Here is a 20,901-nt window from a genome sequence, read left to right as displayed (position 1 = left end):
TTGAGGAGGGAATTTAAATGTTAGAAATCAAAGACTTAACGAAAAAGTTCGGCACAAAGACTGTGATTGATGACCTTTCGATGACTGTCAAAGATAATGAAATAATGGCAATCGTTGGTCCCTCTGGAGCTGGGAAAACGACGCTATTGCGATGCATCACTGGACTAGAGTCGGTGAACCAAGGACAGTTTTTCTGGAATGGGACCCAGTTTGATCCGACAAACACGGATCAAAAAGATACGATTATCGGCGTTGTTTTCCAAGATTACCAACTGTTTCCCAACTTGACCGTGATGGGCAATATCACACTGGCTCCGACGATGGTCAAAAAGTTACCGTTGGCTGAAGTTCAGAAAACAGCTCGCGAGCTTTTGGCTAGATTGGGGTTGGAAGGTAAAGAAGACTTATATCCGTTCCAATTATCTGGCGGCCAAAAGCAACGAGTTGCCATTGTTCGGGCTTTGGCAATGAATCCTAAAATTCTTTGTTATGATGAACCTACATCAGCCTTGGATCCAGCCTTGAGAGATGAGGTGGCCGAAATTATTTTAGGCTTGAAGAAACAACAGATGACTCAGATTGTGGTTACCCATGATATGGATTTTGCCCAAAATGTCGCTGACGAAATCAAACGGGTGGAACAAATCGATTAGAAAGAAGGATGTTTATGTCAAAACTTTTAAAACGAAGTCCACTGATCATCGTCCTTCTGCTGATTGTTTTGGGATTATCAGGTTGTCGTTATGAAAATCGACAAAAGATGAATACTAATCCTGACACTTGGTCCGTTGTATCAAAACAAAAGGAAATTGTGGTCGGATTGGATGACAGCTTCGTGCCAATGGGATTTCAAACGAAAAGTGGCAAGGTTGTTGGCTATGATGTTGACCTAGCCAGAGCCGTCTTTAAACTGTATGGAATCAAGGTTGATTTTCAACCGATTGATTGGTCAATGAACGTCACGGAACTCCGGAATGGCACAATTGACCTTATCTGGAATGGTTTCTCAATCAATCCGCAACGGGAAAAGAAATTAACTTTTAGTAAGCCTTATCTAAAGAATGAGCAGGTTTTGGTATCTAAGAAGAAAAACCACATCGCCAGCTTTGCAGATATGAAAGGCAAGGTTGCGGGGGTTCAAGCAGGATCAGCTGGGGCAATGGATATCGATAATCAACCTAAATTGCTTAAAGATCGGATCAAGGGTCACTCTCCGATCTTGTATGATTCGTTTACTGAAGCCTTTATTGATTTGAATGCGAACCGGATTCAAGGCTTGCTGATTGATAGTATTTATGCAGGTTATTACATTGGTCATCAAAAGAATCGCGCAAGTTATCGAAGTATTCCCAGTGAATTCCCATCTGAATATTATGGTGTCGGGATGAGAAAAGGTGACACCGAGTTGAAGCAAAAAATTGACGCTGGCCTTGATAAACTGGCAAAGAACGGTGAGCTTCATAAGATTGATATGAAATGGTTCGGGACGGATCGTGATAGTACGTTGATTAATAAATAATTGTTGAGGAACTGGCAGCTGTCAGTTCTTTTTTTGTAGAGATGAGTTCAGAGAAAAAGTTTCACATAATAACCAGGGAGGGATAATTTATTCTAGCCTACCTTTAACCGACGTGAGCGGACTTATTATTCCCCAATTGTTGATGGACTGTGCGAGCAATCGGATATGGATTGCCACTCTCTTTATTTTTTCTTACATTTCCAGAATTGTATTGAGAATTCCATTGATTTATCTTAGTATAAAATCTGTGAATAATTGAGGAGGAAGTTAAGTGGCTTATCAGATTGCCAATGGGGTGCAACTTCAGGTTGTTCCTACGAAAAAATTTAAAAATACCAAAGTTGTGATTAATTTTACATTTCCAACTAATCATCGAAATTTTGCCAAGCTTGCTTTATTGGCGGAATTGTTAGAGAACGCTTCCGCCAAATATCACAGTGAGATGTTGGTTTCCCGGAAGTTATCTGAGATGTATGGAGCTAGTTACGGCGTTTCTGTCCTTCGTTATGGTAATCAACATACTCTCCAAGTGAAGATGACCTATCCTAATGACCGTTATTTACCTGGGGATCAGGACTTAACCACCCAAGTGTTTTCTTTTCTTGAGGAAATGATCGAAAATCCGCTGGCGAACGAAGGTCAATTTGACGCTGCATACTTCAAGATTCATCAAACCAATATGATTAATTATTTGGATTCGATTGTAGATAACAAGGAATATTATGCCACGCTTCAATTACAACGGTTGTATTATCCAAATGATCCAGATCACGGGGCGTTTCTACTGGGCGATGTGGCTTCATTTAAACAGATTACCCCAAAGCAACTATATACGTACTATTTGACTATTCTCAAAACGGCCGAAATTACAATATTGGTCGGCGGCGATGTGGCCATCGACAAGATTCAAACTGAATTGAGTCGATTCCGGAGCTTCGGCGATCGTCAACCGGCCAAATATGAGTTAAAAGTGATTCCTGCTCCTGTTAGTCAAGTTGCAACCGGGGAACAAACGCTTGTCGGTTCTCAAAGTATTTTGAGTATGGGGTATCAGTTGCCAATCTATTTTGGAGATCAGGATTATTTTGCAGCAATGATTTTTAATCAGTTATTTGGCGGCTCTTCGCAATCGTTGCTATTTACAAATGTCCGCGAGAAAGAGAGCTTGGCGTATGACATTCATAGCAATTATAATTCGCTTTTCGGGATGGTAACTGTTCAAGCAGGGATCGATCAAAAAAACGAAAAGCAAGTTTCACAAATGGTTCCGCAACAGCTGAATAAAATCGTCGCCGGTGATTACGACGACCAACTTCTGGCCGGTATTAAACAAGCGCTTATTAATCAACATCGCTCAGAAGGCGATCATTTAGCTGCTTTAATTGATAAGCAGTACCTTCAGCAAATTATGGGATTTTCAATTGCTGACACGGAATGGGAATCTCAAGTCAATTCAGTTAATCGCACCGCTATTTCTGCGGTTGCCAAACGGCTTCAATTACGAGCAGTCTTTACATTAAATAGTGAGGAGGGAACCAATGGAGTTGATTGATTATCCAACCTATCATGAAAAATTATTTGTGAGTCGCTTGGCCAATGGGATGATGGTTTACATTCAGCCTAAGCCCGGCTTTAATAAAACGACGGCAATTCTAGGCGTCAATTATGGGTCAATCGACCGGTCTTTCCGTGTAAATGGTGAGCAGGTGGTTCAGCCCGCTGGGATTGCGCACTTTCTTGAACATAAGATGTTTGATAAAAAAGATTATGATGTTTTTGAACTCTTTAATCAAACTGGTGCCCGCTCTAATGCTTATACGAGTTTTACGAAGACTAATTTTTTGTTTTCAACGACTGAATCAGTTCAAGATAATCTCAATATCTTGTTAAATTTCGTTCAAGAGCCCTATTTCACAGCTGAAAAGGTTCAGCGAGAAAAGGGCATCATTGATCAAGAAATTAATATGTACCAAAATGATCCGGATAACCAGGCATATTTCACCACAATCAGCGAACTTTATCCTGATTCTGTGTTGGCAATGGATATTGCCGGGACGGTTCAAACAGTTGATCAGATTCAACTCGCTGATGTTCAGCTTGCTTATCAGTCATTTTATCGGCCTGATAATATGTCATTATTTATTACAGGAAAAGTTGAGCCAGAAGAAACGTTGGGCTGGATTTTAGCCAATCAACAAACCAAACCTAAGCCGAAACCACAAACGATTGAAAGATTAATTGATTTTTCTGAAAACAAGCCAGAGAAGGTTCACCATGTTGACATGAATGTTGCTCGTCCAAAAGTAACGATCGGCCTCCGGGGAAACGATCCAGTTCCGAGCGGTCGGGCAGGTTTAAGATACGAAATTGGTATTTCGATCATGTTTGACCTGTTTTTCGGCGAAAACGCCGGGGAGTATGATAAACTATACCATGATGGAATCATTGATGATTCATTTTCATGGGAGTTTGAAAACGAACGTGGATTTCATTTTGCGGTTCTTGGTTGTGACACAAGTCAAACGGCAGAATTCATTAACAGAATTCGAACAATCATTCATGAAATTCCGTCAACAATTTTATCAAAGACCCAAGAATTTCAACTACAAAAAAACGAACAACTTGGGAACTATATTGAAATGATGGATTCTGAAGAGGCGATTAGTGGTCAGTTTGACGGCTTCATTGGGGAACCTGTTACAATATATGATGAGGTTGAGATTTTAAAAGCCTTAACCTTGCAAGATGTTGCAGAAATTGCTCATTCATTTTTGGATCGAGCAACGATGCAAGAAGTTGTTATTAGTACTAATCACGATCATCAATAACTAATAAAAATATCGTATGATATACTGAATTAAGTGAATAATTAATTGTAATGGAGAATACGTATGAGTGACGAAAAAGATAGCTTAACAATTGGGAAGAAACTGCATGATGCCAGAGTGGCAAAGGGTTATACCCTTGATGACCTGCAAAAAAATACCAAGATTCAAAAACGTTATTTAATTGCGATTGAAGATAATAATTTTGATGACCTTCCTGGAGAATTCTATGTTCGGGCATTTGTGAAGCAGTATGCTGATTCTGTTGGTTTGGATGGAACTGAGTTGCTGAGTCAATATGAAGAAAAGCTTCCCGATACTGAAGATCCGGAATATGTTGACCGAGTGAATGATGATAATCCAGAAACGCGATCGGCACAACGGAAAGTGGACCAGCGAAACGAAAAGCTGCGGAGATATATTCCGATTGCGTCAGTATCTGTTATTGTTTTGATTATTTTGGTTGCGATTTGGGTTGCGGCAGCAAAGAGTACCCGGGACACGTCCAAAACTCAAATTGAGACTTCCAAAGTTTCAGTTTCTGGTGACAAAAATAATAAAGCAAAATCAAGTAGTTCAACTAAGAGTAAAGCAAAAGCCAAGACACCTAAGAAAAAAGCAATTACTTTTAAGAAAGTAACAGCATCTGGTAGTGACGTGACCTATCGAGTAGGCGGCGTTAAAGGCAAGACAACCCTTCGAATTATGACTGCTTCTGCTGCAACCAGCGCATGGACTGCAGTTTCGGCAGATGGCACAACTTTGTGGCAAGCCGCTTTGACAGGTGGAAAGTCTCATACGGTTGCCATTCCAAGTGGGACCAGTACCGTTACTGTTAATGCTGGTAACGCTGCGCAGACCTCAATCTACGTCGGCGGCAAAAAGCTGAAGGTAGCAGACCCAGTTGATAATGGATCAAGCCAAGTTAGAGTTATTACGTTACAATTTGGTAAATCAACGGCTGCCCAATCATCAAGCAGCAGTTCTGCAGCAACGAGCAGTTCTGCAACCACAACAACCGGTTCAACGGGTACAACAACTGGAACAACGAACGGAACGACTACCGGATCTGCTAGCACAACAACTGGGAACACTGGTACAACTGGCAATACCAACACGTCTGGAACAACAAACGGTTATTAATGAGACTGGCTGGTGGAGGAAAACATGAATTTACCAAATAAATTAACGATCTTTAGAATTATCTTGATTCCGTTTTTCATTCTAATTCTTGCCGCACCCATTTTTTCGGGTAGTGTCACGATTGCCGGGACAGTTATTGGGAATGCCCGCTGGGTTGCCACTATTATCTTTATTGTGGCTTCTCTCACTGATTTTTTGGATGGGCAAATTGCCCGGAGAAGGCATTTAGTCACCAACTTTGGAAAATTTGCGGATCCTTTGGCTGATAAAATGCTTGTCATGACTGCTTTTATTTTCCTCGTCGAGATTGGGGAAGTTCCAGCATGGGTGATTGCCATCATCGTCTGTCGGGAATTGGCCGTTACTGGACTAAGATTGATTATTGTTGAAAATAATGGCGCAGTTATTGCTGCTGCTTGGCCCGGAAAGATTAAGACAACGACTCAGATGCTGGCCATTATTCTGCTCTTCTTGAATAATGTCTTCTTTGCGGCCATTAACTTCCCATTAGATCAGATTATGCTGTACACTTGCTTGTTCTTCACGATCTATTCGGGTATTGATTATTTTGTTCAGAATCGATCTGTATTTGCAGATTCATTTTAATAAGTTCATATGAAGTAAAAACGAGGTCAGTGGTTGGACAGGATATTTTGTCATAACCTTGTCCTCGTTTGTTATTTTTTCGTTGAATTTAAATTTTTGAAATGTATTTTACGTATTTAATAAATGAAAGGGGCAATAGAGATGACACTTGAACAGAAGTTGGTTAATGAACTAATCAAACGACATATCACGATTACTGCAGCCGAAAGTCTGACCGCCGGACAATTTCAGAGCACTCTTGGGAACGTTGCTGGCGTTTCTGAAGTGTTTGAAGGAGGGTTCGTAACATACTCCAATAAAGTTAAAGAGCAATTATTGAACATTCCCAGCGAAGTGATTGAAGAGAACGGCGTTGTAAGTGAGCCAACCGCAATCTGGATGGCTAATCAGGCTCGTTCAATTATGAAAAAAGATTTAGGTGTATCATTCACTGGCGTAGCGGGTCCAGATGAACTTGAAGGTAATCCAGCTGGTACTGTTTGGATCGGGATTGCATATGGCACCCAACAGACATTTGCCAAAGAATTTCATTTCTCCGGCGAACGAAATGCCATTAGAAAGGCATCGGTTGATGCTGGGCTACAAATGGCGCTTGATGCAATTCATAATTAATCGAACTTTTGTTCCCTTTTTTATTGCTTTTTTCGAAAATCATTAGTATAGTTAGTTGGTAAACTTTTCCGGTAAGGAAATGGGAGGAATTCAATGGCTGACCAAAGAAAAGTAGCTTTAGATAAAGCCTTAAAGAATATTGAAAAAGAATTCGGTAAGGGGTCCATCATGAGGATGGGCGACAAAGCCGATACGCAGATTTCGACGGTTCCATCCGGTTCACTTGCACTCGATGAGGCGCTCGGAGTTGGTGGTTATCCTCGTGGAAGAATCGTTGAAGTATATGGACCAGAAAGTTCTGGGAAAACAACGGTTGCTCTTCATGCCGTAGCTGAAGTCCAAAAACGTGGTGGGACGGCTGCGTATATCGATGCTGAAAACGCGTTGGATCCAGTTTACGCGACCCATTTAGGGGTTAATATCGATGATTTGTTACTGTCGCAACCTGATACTGGTGAGCAGGGACTACAAATCACTGATGCTTTGGTGACGAGTGGCGCAGTTGATATTGTTGTCATCGATTCAGTTGCCGCTTTGGTACCTCGGGCCGAAATTGAAGGCGAAATGGGGGATGCCCACGTTGGTCTTCAAGCCCGATTGATGTCACAAGCACTGCGAAAATTATCCGGAACAATTAGCAAGACCAAAACAATTGCGATCTTTATTAATCAGATTCGTGAAAAAGTCGGGGTTATGTTTGGTAATCCAGAAACCACTCCTGGTGGCCGTGCATTGAAATTCTACGCCACCATTCGACTTGAAATTCGTCGTGCTGAACAAATTAAGGACGGCACCAATATCATTGGTAACCGAGTTCGAATTAAAGTAGTGAAGAATAAGGTTGCGCCACCATTCAAACGTGCCGAAGTGGATATTATGTATGGGAAAGGAATTTCTCAATCTGGCGAATTGGTCGATATGGCTGTGGATAAAGATATTATCGATAAGTCCGGTTCTTGGTATTCATACGGTGAGGAACGGATTGGTCAAGGTCGCGAGAACGCCAAATCATACCTTGAGGAACATCAAGATATGTTTAAAGAGGTTGAGAAAAAAGTTCGCGATGCGTATGGAATTCCTGACGATACGGCTCCTGACGAAAAGCCAAAGTCGTCTTCAAAATCAGATGACAAGAAGGCCACGAAGGCTTCTAAAAAATCCGATAGCAAAACCGAAGCAACTGAAAATATTGATTTAAATATTGGTAAGTAGTGTTCGTGGATATTTTTAGCAATTACAAGAAGGTTCCCGATGATGGGAAGCTTCTTTTTTTGACCTCGAATTGATCTATATTGAACAAGCCCGTTCATAAATGAGAACCTTTTAATTTGAAAATATGGATAATTAATAGTTGCCAGTTGATAATTAGAGATACTTCATTGCATAAGAAATCACAAATGCTTTTATTTGAATCTACTATAGTATCATGCTAATCTTATGGTGTTGAAAGATGTAAGCGCATTCAAGAAAGGATGATACATGATGAAGATTGGAATTCCAAAAGAAATAAAAGAACAAGAAAATCGTGTTGGCATGACTCCAAGTGGTGTTGCTAATTTAATTCATGCCGGTCATGACGTGGTTGTTGAGGAAGGTGCTGGTGTAGGTTCTGGCTTTTCAGATGACCAGTATCGTGAAGTTGGTGCAGAAATTGGAACAGTAGATGATGCTTGGAATGTTGAGATGGTTATTAAAGTTAAGGAACCACTTCCATCCGAATATAAATACTTCCACGAAGATCTGATTGTTTATACTTACTTCCACTTGGCGGCGGACCCTGATTTGACCAAAGCTTTGCTGGACAGTAAAGTAACTGCGGTTGCATACGAAACAATGGTTGGCAGAAATGGTGGTTTACCGCTACTCTTCCCAATGAGTGAGATTGCTGGCCGAATGTCTATTCAAATCGGTGCTCATTTTCTAGAAGAACCTCACCAAGGTAAAGGAATTCTGTTACCAGGTGTTACGGGAGTCCATCGTGGCAATATTACAATTATTGGTGCAGGAACTGTCGGCTTTAATGCTGCTAAGATTGCAGTTGGATTAGGTGCGAACGTCACAATTCTGGATATTAACGCACAGCGTCTAGCTCAAGTTGACGACATTTTCAACGATAAAATTCAAACCTTAATTTCTAATCCTCATAATATAGCTGAGTCCGTTAAGAATTCTGATTTAGTGGTTGGTGCAGTTCTGATCCCAGGTCATACTGCTCCCAAGTTGGTCACAACTGAGATGGTTGAGAGTATGGAAGATGGGTCTGTTATTGTTGATGTACCAATTGATCAAGGTGGTATCTTCGAAACAAGTGTTAAGGCAACGACTCATGATGATCCAATATATATTTCTCATGGGGTTGTTCATTATACAGTTGCCAATATTCCAGGTGCCGTACCAAAGACAGCTACTGATGCATTATCAAGCGCAACTTTGCCTTATGCCGTTGAGATTGCAAGTAAAGGGCTAGCTGAGGCAGCTAAGGACAATACTGTTTTAACTGGAATTAACACGTTCGAGGGTAAAATCACGAACCAAGCTGTTGCAGAAAGTTTGAATTTGGCTTACGAACCATTTAACTAATTTAATTAAGAACAACGATTTAGCAGGGGATTCAATATGAAAAATAGTCGAATTAATATTGATTTGGTATTGAAAAATGCCAAAGATAGTAAACGTGAGCGGACACTCGGGCTATTTGATCTTTCAATCATGGGGATTGGTGCCATTATTGGTACCGGAATTTTAGTCCTGACTGGAATCGTTGCTGCAACAGCTGCCGGTCCGGCTGTTATCGTTTCCTTTTTGATTGCTGGTTTTGCCAGTGCGGTAGTCGGGTTGTGTTATTCAGAACTGACAACCAGTATCCCTAACTCGGGAAGTGCATATGTTTATGCATGGGTAGCGATTGGTCAACGAATGGCCTTTCTTGCTGGTTGGACGTTGCTTGGAGTCTATATTACAACGCTAGCTACGGTTGCCAATGGTTGGACAGGTTACGTTAAGGCATCACTTTCAGAAATCGGGATTAATTTACCAACATCGTTAATGGCATCTCCTTCTAATGGTGGTATTGTCAATCTACCGGCGGTGCTCATGATTTTACTAATTACTTTCGTTTTAACTCGAGGTACGAGTGAAAGTAAGATTTTTAATAATGTGTTGGTAATTATTAAACTCGCAGTCATTCTGTTATTCATTGTTGTGGCAGTTCAAAATGTTAATGTGAATAATTGGACGCCATTCATGCCGTTTGGTGTACGGGGGATTTTTTCAGGTGCTTCGTTAGTATTCTTCACATTTCTTGGCTTTGATGCACTGGCTACATCAGCAGAAGAGACTAAGAATGTTCAAAAGACATTACCAAAAGCGATCATTATCTCCTTGGTTGTTGTTACCACCCTTTATATTGTGGTAAGTATAATTATGACCGGAGTGGTAAGTTATCGACAACTTAATGTTCCAGAGTCGATGGCCTATGTATTAATGGCGAAGGGGCACACCGTGGCAGCCCAGATTGTTTCAGTAGGGGCTATCATTGGTATTCTGGCTGTTGTTTATGCATTTGTCTATGCTGCTTCTAACATTATGATGTCCATGAGCCGAGGTGGCTTTTTGCCAAGAGGTTTGTCAAAATTGAATCAATCTAGTAAGAGTCCAAACCGGGCGCTTTGGTTAATTGGCTCAATTGGGGCAGTCTTGGCGGGAGTTTCTAACGTTAAGCAGTTGGCTACAATTTCAAACGTGGGATCATTGTGTGTGTTCTTTTTAATTTCACTGATTGTTGTTTTACTCAGAAGAGAACAACCTAACTTGGAACGTCCTTTTAAATTACCACTAGGTTACACAATTCCTGTGTTGGCAATGGTATCTTGTTTGGTTTTGTTGGTTAGTACAACGCTTGATGCTTGGATCACTTATCTCATTTGGTTAGTTGTTGGCGGTTTAATCTTTATTCTTTATTCTCGTCACCATGTTGATTTTGAACAAGCTACTTCTGAAGATGATAACAGTAGCGATAAGAAAGCTGCTCGAGATGATCAGTCACTTCAGTCAAATAGTTGAGCGTACCATTACTTCTGAAAAATGTATATAGATATAAAATTAAGTGATTACTGCTGTTTGTTAGCGGTAATCATTTTTTTATCAAGTGGATAACGGCAACAAAGGATTTGTATAAAGAAATTAATTTATTTTGATAGTTCGCAAATTAGTTGTCATATACAACTAATCATCGCTACCGCATAAGATGATTGACACCAGTGCCAACAAACATTAAAATGATAGTTGTGTCAATAATCAAATAACATCTTATAATTGGTTTAGAAAATAATCATTTTATGATGATTTGGAGGTGAAGCCATGAGTATGGCTGGAATAATCCTCGCAATCATCGCTATTATTGTTGTTGGTTTTGTTGGTATTATTAGTTTTGTTATCGGCAAGTCTACACAAAAGAAGATCCAGGAAAAAGATCTTGATGCGGCAAATGGTTCTGCAAAGAACATTCTAGTTGAAGCCAAGAAAAAGGCGGAAACAGTTGTTAAAGAAGCAACTTTGTCAGCTCAGGAAAAGAACCATCGCTATCGTTCTTCAGTTGAAAAAGAACTAAAGAATCGACGAGCGGAGATTCAAAAACAAGAGGATCGTTTGTTGCAGCGAGAAGAGGCTCTTGACCGGAAAGATAGTGCTTTTGAGCGTAGAGAGAGCACTCTTAACCGAAAAGAGCAAAAAATTAATCGTGAACAACAAAACTTAACTACACAACAAGAAGAAGCAAACTCACTTATTCAAAAACGTCAAGCTGAAGTTGAGAAGGTTGCGGCTTTTACTCAAGAAGAGGCCCGTAATCTGATCATTCAAGAAACTAGTGAACAGTTGGCCGATGAGAAAGCCCGGATGGTAAAGGAAAGTTATTACCAGGCTCAATCTGAAGCTGATGAAAATGCTAAGAATCTGATCATCGAAGCAATTCAACAAAGTTCAGCGGATGTGGTTTCCGAAACCACGGTTTCCGTTGTGAGTCTTCCGAACGAAGATATGAAAGGAAGAATCATTGGTCGCGAAGGTCGAAATATCCGAACCTTCGAGACCCTGACTGGAATTGATTTGATCATTGATGATACACCACAGGCTGTGGTATTGAGTGGATTTGATCCAATACGGCGGGAAGTTGCCAAGATGACCTTGGAGAAGCTTATTAAAGACGGCCGGATTCATCCAGCTCGGATTGAAGAGATGGTTGAAAAGAGCCGTAAAGAACTTGATGAGCGGATTCAAGATATTGGCGAAGAAACCCTGTTTGATTTAGGAATCCATTCAATGAGTCCAGAGATGATCAAATTAGTCGGTCAGATGAACTTTAAGATTTTCCATGGTCAGAATTTACTTGGTCATTCAATTGAGGTTGCAAAGTTGACTGGTGCATTTGCATCAGAATTAGGTGAGGATGTTACTTTAGCTAAACGCGCAGGATTATTACACGATATCGGCAAAGCTGCTAACAATGGGGTTGAAGGTTCACACGTTCAAGTTGGCGTTGACTTAGCCAAGAAGTATCACGAAAGTCCAGTTGTGATTGATGCAATTAAGGGTTATGACGAAGATCATAAACCCGAATCAATCATTGCTGAATTGGTTGCGGTGGCAGGTAAGATTGCCATTTCACGGCCAGGGGCTCACAGTGATTCACTTGAAAGCTTCGTCCATCGACTTGATAGCCTTGAAAAAATTACCGACAGCTTTGACGAGGTACAAAAGAGCTATGCAATCCAAGCTGGTCGAGAGATCAGGGTAATTGCAAAGCCCGAAGATATTACGGATACTCAAGCAATTGTGCTTGCCCGTAAGATTAAACAAAAGATTGAAACTGAAATGAAGTATCCTGGTCACATTAAGGTTACGGTGATTCGGGAAGTTCGTTCAGTCGAATATGCAAGATAAAAGATCAGGGACTCTGGTCTTTTTTCTTTTATAAATGTTAAAATTATTTCAAACAAACTAGAAAGTATTGAGGAAAAAGTTAATGCGAGTTCTTTTTATTGGTGACGTTGTTGGAAATATGGGCGTTCATATGATTGAAACGTACCTACCCAAGCTTAAACAGGAGCTTCGCCCGCAGGTAACAGTTGTGAATGGCGAAAATGCAACGCCCATGGGCAGAGGAATTACCCAAAGTATCTACAAAAGAATGATGGGTGCTGGCGTTGATGTTGTCACGCTAGGTAATCATGCGTGGAGCAACAATGAAATATTGGACTTCATCGATGACAGCAAACGCCTGATTCGCCCGTACAATTTTCCAAAACGGACGACACCAGGAAAAGGGTATACAATGGTCAACGTCAACGGTCATCAACTGGCAGTGCTTAATTTTCAAGGACGGGTTTTCATGGATAATCTGGACGATCCGTTCGCGCTGGCGGATGAATTAATTACTGAAATCAGCAAAACCACTCACTGCATTTTTATGGACTTTCATGCGGAAGCGACTAGTGAAAAATTAGCCATTGCCCGTTATCTCGACGGCCGGATTTCCGCGATTGTCGGCACGCACACTCATGTGCAAACGAACGATGCCCGAATTTTACCCAAAAAGACCGGCTTTTTGACCGATGCCGGAATGACTGGTCCAGCAGATGGGATGCTGGGCATGAAGCCAGAAAGCGTGATCAACCGATTTTTGAACCAACGGCCTGCCCGATTTGAAGTCTTAGAAACTGGCCGGGGAATTATTTCCGGCTGTTACATCGATATTGACGATAAGACTGGCCATACAACACAAATTAAAACTGTGATGTTAACGGACGACCAAATTAATTAATCACTCATCTTAAACATACTGGGAAAAACGAATTTGATTTAAGGGGACTTATAGGTGGCAAAGCAAGCACAAACACCAATGATGGTACAGTATCAAAAGATTAAGGACCAATATCCGGACGCATTTTTATTCTACCGTCTCGGTGATTTTTATGAGATGTTCAATGAGGATGCAATCAAAGGGTCACAGCTTTTGGAATTGACCTTAACTAACCGTAGTCGGAATGCTGAGCACCCGATTCCAATGTGTGGGGTGCCTCATAAAGCCGTCAAAAATTACATTGATATTTTGGTAGATCAGGGTTACAAAGTTGCGATTTGTGAGCAGATGGAAGACCCCAGGCTAACTAAAGGGATGGTTAAGCGCGAAGTCATTCAGTTGGTAACACCCGGAACCCAAGTGGACGTTGGCAGCGAAAATGCCAAGACAAATAATTATTTAACGGCCGTGGTCGCGGATAAGTCAGGCCAACAATTTGCTTTTTCATATGTTGATTTGTCGACAGGTGAACTAAAAGTTGCCGAATTGACAACGCAGGCTGAGTTGGTGAACGAATTAGTTTCACTGCAAACTAAAGAAACAGTCATTGATCCAGACTTGCCAACAACGATTCAAGAGACGATTAAAAAATTAGGCATTCTCCGATCGACCCAAACGGAAGTGCCAGTCAATTCTTCGGTCAGCTACCTTAGCCAGGACGTTGATAATCCACTCATGAGGCGCGTTTTAAAGATGCTGCTGGATTATATTCAAACCACTCAAAAACGCAGCCTGAGCCATCTTAAACGGGCTGTCGTGTACGAACCGTCCGACTTCCTGGAGATGGATCACAATTCGCAATATAATCTTGAATTGATCAAAAATATTCGAACCGGTAAAAAAGCCGGGACGTTGCTTTGGCTATTGGACCAAACCAAGACTGCAATGGGTGGGCGAAAATTAAAACAATGGATCGAACGACCACTTGTCAATGCTAATAAGATTAATGAGCGCCACGATGCGGTTGCGGTCCTGCTTGATCATTATTATGAGCGCAACCAGCTTCAGGACGAACTTGTGAAGGTGTATGATTTGGAGCGCCTGGCTGGCAGGATCGCCTTTGGCAGTGTCAACGGCCGTGACTTGATTCAGTTGAAAGCTTCTTTGCAACAGGTGCCAAAGATTAAGTACATTTTGGAACAAATTGCAGACAAAAGTTTTCAAGACATGCTTGAAAAGCTCGTTCCACTAGACGATGTTGTCGGCGAAATTGAGTCGGCGATTGTTGAAGAACCCCCGATTTCCGTTACGGATGGTGGGGTTATTAAGGATGGCTTTGATGATCAACTGGACAAGTACCGTGATGCCACTAACAATGGTCAAAAGTGGTTAGCTGAACTTGAGGCTAAGGAACGCAAAATAACGGGCATTAATAATTTGAAAGTCGGCTTTAATCATGTCTTTGGATACTATATTGAAGTCACCAAGGTCAATTTGAGCAAAATACCAGCAGATCGTTACCAGCGCAAACAAACTTTGGCGAACGCAGAAAGATTTTCAACCCCAGAATTAAAAGAAAAAGAAGCCCTGATCTTGGAAGCTGAAGAACAGAGCAAGACACTGGAATACAAACTATTTGTCAAAATTCGTGAAGACATCAAAAAATCGATTAAGCGAATTCAAGATTTGGCAGATTCAATTGCTTCTGTGGATGTCTTACAAAGTTTTGCAGCCGTTAGTGAGGAATATCGATTTATTCGACCAACCCTGACCGCTAAACATGAGGTGGCCATTAAAGACGGCCGCCACCCGGTTGTTGAAAAAGTATTAGGCCATCAGCAGTATGTTCCAAATGACGTTACTATGGATGACCACACGAGCGTTCTTTTGATTACCGGACCCAATATGTCTGGTAAGAGTACCTATATGCGGCAGATGGCATTAGCGGTTATCATGAATCAAATTGGTTGTTTTGTACCTGCGAAGAAGGCAGTGATGCCTGTTTTTGATAAAATTTTTACTCGAATTGGCGCTGCTGACGACCTGATTTCTGGAAAAAGTACGTTCATGGTCGAAATGAAAGAAGCCAATGATGCCATCGAGAATGCAACGCCCAACAGTTTAATCTTATTTGATGAAATTGGTCGGGGGACTGCGACTTACGATGGAATGGCATTGGCTCAAGCGATTATTGAATATGTGCATAACAATATTGGTGCTAAAACGCTGTTCTCTACCCATTATCATGAGTTGACAACTCTGGATGAGAGTTTGAAACAGTTACAAAACGTTCACGTTGGTGCTACTGAGTCAAATGGTGAATTAGTTTTCCTTCACAAAATTCAACCAGGTCCAGCGGATAAATCTTACGGAATTCACGTCGCTAAATTGGCTGGGTTACCAAACAACCTATTGAGCCGGGCAAATGATATACTTACTAAATTAGAGCAGCAGGCGGAAGCCGATCAAAAGCGGAAGGGAAGGCAGCCAAAACCAACTCGCCAGCCTAAATCGGATACTGAAGAGCAGATTTCGCTGTTTCCACTTGAAACCGTTGATGACAACCAAGCTGAAGTGGTTTCTGAGATTAAGCAGCTTGATTTGATGTCGAAAACGCCAATGCAGATTATGAATCAAGTCTATAAATGGCAACAGAAGATAAGCAGGGAGTAAGGTGATCTCTTTGAATAAAATTCATGAATTACCATCGATTTTAGCGGACCAAATCGCAGCTGGTGAAGTTGTCGAGCGGCCAGCATCAGTGGTGAAAGAATTAGTTGAAAATTCAATAGATGCCAAAAGTACTGAGATTGATATTACCGTTGAAAATTCTGGCTTAAAGTTAATCAAAGTTGTGGACGACGGCAATGGAATTGACAGTTCCCAAGTCAAGACTGCCTTTTTACGGCATGCGACCAGTAAGATTACTGAGCAGCGGGATCTCTTTCGGGTCCGGACATTAGGCTTTCGTGGTGAAGCCCTCCCGAGTATCAGTTCCGTATCAAATGTGTTGATGAAGACGTCTACGGGTTCAATTGGGACTCAAATCGAGTATAAGGGTGGTAAGCTTGTTGAGCAAAAAGCCGCTGAATCTCGTAAAGGAACCACGGTTGAAGTCCGATCGTTATTTTATAATACCCCTGCACGGTTAAAATACTTGAGTTCTCCCAACACTGAACTGGCCAAAATTTCAGATATCGTGAACCGCTTGGCACTAAGTCACCCTGAAGTTGCCTTTTCATTTATTAGTAATGGCCGTGAACTTTTACGGACGTCTGGAAGGGGTGACTTGAGACAGGTTCTCGGCGCAATTTATGGAGTCAAAACCGTTGCCAAGTTGGCCCCGATTTCTGCGGAAGGCATGGATATTAATGTAGCTGGTTTTGTGAGTCTGCCAGAATTAACCCGGTCGAGTCGCAATTATATTTCATTGATTTTGAATGGTCGGTTTATTCGTAATTATCCACTCACTAAAGCCGTCATTGAAGGCTACGGGTCAAAATTGATGATCGGCAGGTTCCCAATTGCAGTGGTTAAAGTTGATATCGATCCTGCTTTGATTGATGTCAATGTTCACCCAACCAAACAAGAAGTCCGCATTAGCGATGAACCTGAAATCGGCAAATTAATTGTTGGGGCAATCAAGCAGATGCTTTCAGACAAGCAATTGATTCCTGACGCGACTCGGGATTTTAAGAAGCCGTTTAACGTGACGCCAAGACAGTTTGATGTTTCAACAGCGGATCAAGAGCAGACCAATCAGCCTTTATTCGAAGCCGATCCTGCCCCGATGGTTACGGCGGATCAGCCTGAGGTCACGCCAGTGGTTGTTAAGACAAAGGCTGATCTAAATAGTCCAGCCGTTGCTCAATTTGATGAATTAATGCAGGCAGAACCAAGTGCAGTTCCAATTTTTGAAGATGCTGGGAATCCACCTGTACCATCTGTCAGTACGCTGAATCGGCAAAAGAAACCTGAACAGTCTGAACTAGTCTCTGAATCTGGTTTTCCAAACCTGCAATACATTGGTCAAATTCATGGAACTTATTTGGTTGCTGAGTCCCCGGATAGTATGTATTTGGTGGACCAACACGGTGCCCAGGAGCGGATTAACTACGAGCATTATCGAAAGGCAATTGGGGAAGTTTCTGACGATCAGCAGAATTTATTGGTGCCAATTGTCCTTGACTACTCAACAGCTGACTTTCTGTTGATAAGTGAACATTTGGATTTGCTGAGGACACTGGGGATTCATCTGGAACAGTTTGGTCAAAATAGTTTCATTGTCCGTGAACATCCGATGTGGTTTAAGGCTGGTCAAGAAGAGGATACAATCAAAGAAATGATTGACTGGATTTTATCGGATCATAAAATTTCAGTGGCTGCATTTCGAGAAAAAACGGCCATCATGATGAGCTGTAAGCGCGCGATTAAGGCTAATCATCATTTGGATGAGCGCCAAGCCGTTGCCCTTCTCAAGCGTTTGCCAGAGTGTGAAAATCCATATAACTGTCCTCATGGCCGCCCAGTACTTGTTAAATTTACCAACGAAGATATCGAAAAAATGTTCAAACGAATCCAAGACCCGCATCACACTGACCAAGAGATTCTCTAATTTATTGTCGTGGTGAGCTGTCAATTGTGATACAATTTAACAAGCAAACATACGTTTTTTGAAGAGGAGTTTCTCATGTTCGAGTTTTTTGATGGTTATGTCGTGGATATTAAGCCAACTCACATTGTATTGCTTGTTGGCGGGGTTGGGTATTTGATCTATGCAGCTGACCCGTTTCAATTTAAGATCGATAGCAAAACGGCGGTTCGGGTTTATGTTTATCAATCAGTAAGTGATTCAGCAATTCTCTTATACGGGTTTCATGATATTGAAGATAAGCAATTGTTTGAAAAATTGATCGCCGTTTCCGGAATTGGGCCCAAGAGTGCCTTAGCAATTCTTGCTGGTAATGACCGTGATGGCCTGGTTGCCGCAGTTAAAAGCAAAGATGTTAAATTTCTGACGAAGTTCCCTGGCGTGGGTAAGAAGACCGCCCAACAGATTATTTTGGATCTGCAGGATAAGTTAAACGATATCGCAACTGATGGGGTGATGCCTCAGGCAAAGTTGAGTGCCACTCCGCAATCCCAAGAATTAACAGATGCCTTATCTGCCCTTCAAGCACTGGGATATGGCGCCAAGCAGGTTGATGGAATTGAAAGTGAACTTGCAGCCAAAACGGGTCTGTCGACTGACGAATATTTGAGCATGGGGCTTAAATTACTGATGCATTAAAAGGGAGGATGATAATTTGACCGAACCAAAAGATGATCGACTTATTTCTCCCGATAATGTTGATTCTGAAGAGAGCAGCATCGAAAAGTCACTGCGGCCACAAACGCTTAGTGAATATATTGGCCAAGATGACGTTAAAAATAAATTGGGTGTTTATATCGAAGCCGCAAAGCAACGGGAAGAATCTCTGGATCACGTTTTGTTGTATGGACCGCCTGGATTAGGAAAAACAACTCTGGCCATGGTGATTGCTAACGAAATGGGTGTCAGTATCCGGACCACTAGTGGGCCTGCTATTGATAAGCCCGGTGATTTACTTTCTTTGTTAAATGAGCTGCAACCCGGGGATGTCTTATTCATCGATGAGATCCATCGGTTGCCAAAAGTTGTTGAAGAAATGCTCTATTCTGCAATGGAAGATTTTTACGTCGACATTATTGTGGGTCAGGGATCGGGAGCCCATCCGATTCATTTCCCGTTGCCGCCATTTACGCTCATTGGAGCAACGACGCAGGCCGGAATGCTTGCTGCACCGCTTCGGGACCGGTTTGGCATTGTTGAACACATGAACTATTACCGGGTTGCTGATCTTGAAGATATTGTTAAGCGAACGGCTGACATTTTCCAGATCCCGATCCTTGAATCTGGTGCCCATGAGATTGCATTAAGATCCAGGGGGACGCCTCGAGTTGCAAACCGACTCTTAAAACGGGTCCGGGATTTCGCTCAAGTTTCCGATCGGGATCACATTGATCTGGAGATTGTTCGTTATGCGCTCGACAAGCTTAAAGTTGATGATTTGGGCTTGGATGACACAGATATTAAGCTATTGAAAACGATGATTAAATATTATGATGGTGGACCGGTTGGCTTAAATACATTGGCGGCAAATATCGGCGAAGAAACCGATACAATTGCAGAAATGTATGAACCATACCTTCTTCAAATTGGATTGATTAAACGGACAGCCAGGGGAAGAATGGTTACACCAAAAGGTTACGATCATTTGAATTACCCAATGCCGAATAAGCACGAAGGGAACTAATTATGAAAACAAATTACACACTTGAAGACTTTGATTATGATCTACCTCATGAATTGATTGCGCAAACACCGATTAAAGATCGCGATGAGTCTCGATTACTGGTTTTGAATAAAGACACTGGTGAGATGCAGGACCGGCATTTCTACAACATTATTGATTATTTAAATCCTGGAGACGCGTTAGTGATGAACGATTCCAAGGTGATGCCTGCGCGAATCTACGGTGTCAAAGCAGATACTGGGGCTAATATGGAAATCCTTTTGCTGCATAATATTGAGGCAGACCGCTGGGAAACGTTAATGAAACCTGCTAAGCGGGCTAAGGTTGGAACTGTGATCGACTTTGGTGAAGGCCAATTAAAGGCCGTTGTAACTAAAGAATTGGATCATGGTGGGCGAGAAATTGAATTCAAGTACGAGGGCATTTTTATTGAAATTCTTGAAAAATTAGGTGAGACCCCATTGCCACCATACATTAAAGAGAAGTTGGATGACCCAAATCGCTACCAAACGGTTTACGCCAAGGAAATGGGCTCTGCGGCCGCTCCGACAGCTGGCTTACACTGGACAAAGGAATTACTCCAGAAGGTTGCTGACAAGGGCGTCCATCTGGTATATTTAACCCTTCACGTGGGACTAGGAACATTCCGGCCCGTTGACGAGGAAAATATCGAAGATCACAAGATGCACAGCGAATTCTATCGCTTATCTCAAGAAGCAGCCGATACTTTGAATGATGTGCGTCACAATGGTGGCAAAATCGTTGCGACTGGGACAACTTCTATCCGGACGTTAGAGACTGTTGGGACTAAATTCAACGGTGAAATTCGGCCGGATTCAGGGTGGACAGATATTTTCATCAAGCCTGGCTATCAATGGCAAGTGGTGGACTCATTTATCACCAATTTTCATTTGCCTAAATCAACGCTTGTTATGCTGGTTGCGTCATTTACTGGCAGGGAAAACATTTTAAATGCATATGAGCATGCCATCCAAGAAAAGTACCGTTTCTTTAGTTTTGGGGATGCAATGTACATTCATTAACGGCTGATTAGCTCTTGCA

Annotated in this window: 17 protein-coding genes; all 17 read left to right on the top strand. The window is 41.8% G+C overall.

Features of this window, described 5'->3' with window-relative positions:
• The first annotated feature begins 17 nt into the window (after positions 1-17).
• The 17 genes from FD12_RS09950 to queA all read left to right on the top strand — a co-directional run bounded on the left by FD12_RS09950 (position 18) and on the right by queA (position 20,882).
• Positions 18-653: an amino acid ABC transporter ATP-binding protein gene (locus tag FD12_RS09950; protein ID WP_054746553.1), complete on the top strand. Its 636-nt coding sequence runs from the start codon at positions 18-20 to the stop codon at positions 651-653.
• Positions 654-667: 14 nt separating this feature from the next.
• Entirely contained in the window at positions 668-1,519 is an 852-nt protein-coding gene (locus FD12_RS09945; RefSeq protein ID WP_056982938.1) for an amino acid ABC transporter substrate-binding protein, read from the top strand.
• A gap of 271 nt (positions 1,520-1,790) precedes the next feature.
• Entirely contained in the window at positions 1,791-3,071 is a 1,281-nt protein-coding gene (gene yfmF, locus FD12_RS09940; RefSeq protein ID WP_056982936.1) for an EF-P 5-aminopentanol modification-associated protein YfmF, read from the top strand.
• On the top strand, positions 3,058-4,347 hold the full coding sequence (gene yfmH, locus FD12_RS09935) for an EF-P 5-aminopentanol modification-associated protein YfmH (RefSeq protein WP_056982934.1): 1,290 nt from the start codon (positions 3,058-3,060) through the stop codon (positions 4,345-4,347). The genes yfmF and yfmH overlap by 14 nt, the downstream gene beginning before the upstream one ends.
• 63 nt (positions 4,348-4,410) lie before the next feature.
• The gene (locus FD12_RS09930; protein ID WP_056982932.1) at positions 4,411-5,487 is read left to right on the top strand and encodes a helix-turn-helix domain-containing protein; all 1,077 of its coding nucleotides are present in this window, start codon (positions 4,411-4,413) and stop codon (positions 5,485-5,487) included.
• Positions 5,488-5,511: 24 nt separating this feature from the next.
• On the top strand, positions 5,512-6,093 hold the full coding sequence (gene pgsA, locus FD12_RS09925) for a CDP-diacylglycerol--glycerol-3-phosphate 3-phosphatidyltransferase (protein ID WP_056982930.1): 582 nt from the start codon (positions 5,512-5,514) through the stop codon (positions 6,091-6,093).
• A 141-nt stretch (positions 6,094-6,234) separates the two neighbouring features.
• Positions 6,235-6,705 (top strand): nicotinamide-nucleotide amidohydrolase family protein, encoded by a 471-nt coding sequence (locus FD12_RS09920; protein WP_054746554.1) that lies wholly within the window; start codon positions 6,235-6,237, stop codon positions 6,703-6,705.
• A gap of 93 nt (positions 6,706-6,798) precedes the next feature.
• On the top strand, positions 6,799-7,917 hold the full coding sequence (recA, locus tag FD12_RS09915; protein WP_056982929.1) for a recombinase RecA: 1,119 nt from the start codon (positions 6,799-6,801) through the stop codon (positions 7,915-7,917).
• Positions 7,918-8,187: 270 nt separating this feature from the next.
• Entirely contained in the window at positions 8,188-9,285 is a 1,098-nt protein-coding gene (gene ald, locus FD12_RS09910; RefSeq protein ID WP_054746556.1) for an alanine dehydrogenase, read from the top strand.
• Positions 9,286-9,321: 36 nt separating this feature from the next.
• Positions 9,322-10,767, top strand: a complete 1,446-nt coding sequence (locus FD12_RS09905; RefSeq protein ID WP_054746557.1) for an amino acid permease — start codon at positions 9,322-9,324, stop codon at positions 10,765-10,767.
• A gap of 297 nt (positions 10,768-11,064) precedes the next feature.
• Complete coding sequence (gene rny / locus FD12_RS09900; protein ID WP_056982927.1) at positions 11,065-12,645, top strand: ribonuclease Y; 1,581 nt, start codon at positions 11,065-11,067, stop codon at positions 12,643-12,645.
• 82 nt (positions 12,646-12,727) lie between these two features.
• Positions 12,728-13,525, top strand: coding sequence for a TIGR00282 family metallophosphoesterase (locus FD12_RS09895; RefSeq protein WP_056982925.1), 798 nt, complete (start codon positions 12,728-12,730; stop codon positions 13,523-13,525).
• A 54-nt stretch (positions 13,526-13,579) separates the two neighbouring features.
• On the top strand, positions 13,580-16,177 hold the full coding sequence (gene mutS, locus FD12_RS09890) for a DNA mismatch repair protein MutS (protein ID WP_164480513.1): 2,598 nt from the start codon (positions 13,580-13,582) through the stop codon (positions 16,175-16,177).
• A gap of 10 nt (positions 16,178-16,187) precedes the next feature.
• A complete protein-coding gene (mutL, locus tag FD12_RS09885) occupies positions 16,188-18,119 on the top strand; it encodes a DNA mismatch repair endonuclease MutL (protein WP_307725444.1) in 1,932 nt (643 codons plus the stop codon).
• A 75-nt stretch (positions 18,120-18,194) separates the two neighbouring features.
• Entirely contained in the window at positions 18,195-18,794 is a 600-nt protein-coding gene (gene ruvA, locus FD12_RS09880; RefSeq protein WP_056982920.1) for a Holliday junction branch migration protein RuvA, read from the top strand.
• A 16-nt stretch (positions 18,795-18,810) separates the two neighbouring features.
• Entirely contained in the window at positions 18,811-19,839 is a 1,029-nt protein-coding gene (ruvB, locus tag FD12_RS09875) for a Holliday junction branch migration DNA helicase RuvB (protein ID WP_054746559.1), read from the top strand.
• A 2-nt stretch (positions 19,840-19,841) separates the two neighbouring features.
• Positions 19,842-20,882 (top strand): tRNA preQ1(34) S-adenosylmethionine ribosyltransferase-isomerase QueA, encoded by a 1,041-nt coding sequence (gene queA / locus FD12_RS09870; RefSeq protein WP_054746560.1) that lies wholly within the window; start codon positions 19,842-19,844, stop codon positions 20,880-20,882.
• Positions 20,883-20,901: the final 19 nt, after the last annotated feature.

The sequence above is a fragment of the Lentilactobacillus rapi DSM 19907 = JCM 15042 genome (genome assembly GCF_001436255.1).
GTDB lineage: Bacteria > Bacillota > Bacilli > Lactobacillales > Lactobacillaceae > Lentilactobacillus > Lentilactobacillus rapi.
The sequence above is the reverse complement of the archived record's forward strand: the minus strand, read 5'-3'. Positions and strand labels throughout refer to the sequence as shown.